The organism is Johannesbaptistia floridana (assembly GCF_057440575.1).
Genome location: NZ_JALKVM010000143.1, coordinates 1 through 2,679, shown reverse-complemented (window position 1 = coordinate 2,679; position 2,679 = coordinate 1). Strand labels below are relative to the sequence as shown.

The 2,679-nt window shown below is 34.0% G+C and carries 3 protein-coding genes; 1 reads left to right on the top strand and 2 read right to left on the bottom strand.

All coding sequences use genetic code 11. From position 1 onward, the window contains the following. Positions 1-421: 421 nt before the first annotated feature. Entirely contained in the window at positions 422-991 is a 570-nt protein-coding gene (locus tag MW688_RS09875; protein ID WP_486735804.1) for a Uma2 family endonuclease, read from the top strand. Between the two features lie 95 nt (positions 992-1,086). On the opposite strand, the gene MW688_RS09870 is transcribed toward MW688_RS09875, so the two are convergent. Then, complete coding sequence (locus MW688_RS09870; RefSeq protein WP_486735803.1) at positions 1,087-1,230, bottom strand: hypothetical protein; 144 nt, start codon at positions 1,228-1,230, stop codon at positions 1,087-1,089. Between the two features lie 470 nt (positions 1,231-1,700). Further along, positions 1,701-2,679: DUF4351 domain-containing protein (locus MW688_RS09865; protein ID WP_486735802.1), on the bottom strand; the 979-nt coding region annotated here is incomplete at its 5' end.

Sequence of the window (2,679 nt, the reverse complement as noted above, 5' to 3'; positions counted from 1 at the left end):
TCATCCACCACAAGTAACTTTGGGTAAAGATGCAAGATCTGAGGTGCCTCCTGCCCAGGGCTATTTCATTCATTTTTTATTTCAAAATGTAACGTTTAAACAGTAGGCTTTTTACTATGTTTTTTAAAAGAAAAATAAATCCGAGATTTATTATTAGCAAAAAATCCCCTCTCCCTGCTCAGAAGCTCCCTGCTCCGGTGCTTCTCCTCACCATTTTCTTTCTCAAGAACGAAATAGCCCTGCCTCCTGCCTCAAAAGGATAACCTCTGTAGCTCACCAGTATTAAAATTGCTATATATTATGCTATTCAACTATCGCGATCGCTTATGTAAGATAATCATGCCTATTTTTGATGTCAATTTTTGTTTGATATAATTTAAGAAAGAAAAGTGGATGTTTAATTTTTAAGAAGAAAGGATTTATGACGATCTCAACTATCCAAGAGAAACAATTAACTCTAGCAGAATTTTTACAACAGGATTATATTGACGAATCCCCTGCTTATGAATATATCAACAATCAGATAGTCAGAAAACCAATGCCTCAAGGAAAACATAGTCAAATTCAGTATAAAATTTGTCAATTTATCAACCAATTAAGCGAAAAAGAGAAAATAGCTTACGCTTTACCCGAATTGCGTTGTAACTTTTCTGAGCGATCTATTGTTCCAGATGTTGCGGTTTTTTATTGGCAAAGAATATCCTTAGATGATCAAGGAGAAATCGCTAATCAATTTGACTCTTATCCAGATTGGACGATTGAAATTTTATCACCAAATCAAAAATCAACGAAGGTAATCGAAAATATTTTATTCTGTTTAGAACAAGGTACACAAATCGGTTGGTTAATCGATACCGAAGAAAAGATGATCATGATATTTGAGTCAGATAAACCCTTGAAAATTTACCGTAAAGATGAAATTTTACTTACTCTTAAAAATCTCAATTTAGAATTAACTCCTAATCAAATATTTTCGTGGTTAAAATTATAAAATTTTACGTAACTACCGAGGAGGAAAAAAAGGGGTTCTGTTGCCAAGAATTATTCAGTTTTCTTAATAAGTTTTCCTTCAATTTTATAACTTATCTATTTCTTTTTGCTTGGAATTTTTTCTATTTTCTCTGCTTCTATTAGCCAAAAATTTAACTTTTTATTTGCTGCTCTTAATTCATGTTTGGCTAACTCTAAGCTTTTAAACTTTTCTTTCGGAATGTCGGTTACTAAATTCATCGTAAATTAATCGAGTCATAATCAATGATGATTCTGATCAACTCTGTTCCAATCTTATCGCAAAAAGGGTTCTGTTGTAAAAAATTTCTGTAGTTGGGTAGCGATGTTAATATATAAAAAAATGAAGACATTTGCTGTCAATAAATTATTTTAATAATAATAACTTTTACCTAGTGCGATCGCCTTACTAATCTGTTTGTATCTCAACTCATATCTTGCACTCCCAAAAAAGTACTGAAATTGGCCAACAGGGGAGAATCAAATTTTAATAGGTTAGGATCAATTCTTTAACTCATTACTCATTACTTCAAAACTCATTACTCAACCACAACCAGTAACATTAGGTAAAGATGCAAAATCTGAGCTTCGTGAACTCCCCAGAAGCGAGGGCGCCAATGGCGCACCAAACCTGTTCAGATAAAGGTTTACAGCAAAGCATCTTTACCAATTCCGAATGAGTGTGACCACCATTACAGATTATTTTGTAACCAGGTCAAAACATCATCTTGAGATTGAAAATCAAATAATGCTTCCCCTAAATTGTCCAATGATTCTACAGATAAACTGCGAATTCGGCCCTCTAAATCTGGAGAAATTCCGGGAAAACGACGATTTAGCTGACGAATTATCAGGTTTGCTTCTCCTTCCTGTTTACCTTGCTGCATACCTTGCTGCATACCTTGCTGCATACCTTCTGCAATAGCTTTCGCTCGGTCTTGTTGATATAGTGGTTTTAAACGCATAATTAGTTCCTCAGTTTCTGAATCTCTTTCCTTTTGCGCAAATAAGTTCTGCTCTAAATTATATAACTGTTCTAAAACACTCGACTTGAAGGGATTATTCTCTTCTAATGAGTTTACCTCTTCAATCGCTCTTGTTTGTACATTTCCCTTCCCTAATAATCTTAATAATAAGGTTTCAGGCGTGACTGGTAAATGATGAATCACCACAATTCCCATTCTCAGTAATCTTCCTGTGAAATAAATTCCTTCCCCCCAATTAGAGGAAATTTCTGTCTTGAAACCGGATAAAATTGTATCAGAGGCAGTAGGAGTCAAAATCCATAAATAGGGCAATTCATCTTCTTGTAGATATCTTTTTTGGCGTTTAGATTCTCGAATCATTTCAGCTTCAATAGCAAAAAGTTTAGCTAAACAAGCTCTTACTTGCTGAGAATTGACAGGATTTCGATAGGGTTCAAAAAGACAAAGTTGACTAGCTAATTTCCCTAATAATCCCAGATATTCAGGTAATTGAGCTGAATAAGGCTTAAAATAAACATCAATTTCTCTTCTTTCGGAAGCAACGGTTTTTCCTGTGTTTATTTCTCCATAAGATGATAATAATTGATCTAAATAATCCTTACTAAATTCGTCGTAAATTAATCGAGTCATAATCAATGATGATTCTGATAAACTCTGTTCCAATCTTATCGCAAAAAGGGTTCTG

What these genes read in the sequence shown, in the direction of transcription:
- MW688_RS09870 (WP_486735803.1), bottom strand. Translation starts at nt 1,230, where the DNA reads ATGAATTTAGTAACCGACATTCCGAAAGAAAAGTTTAAAAGCTTAGAG.
- MW688_RS09875 (WP_486735804.1), top strand. Translation starts at nt 422, where the DNA reads ATGACGATCTCAACTATCCAAGAGAAACAATTAACTCTAGCAGAATTT.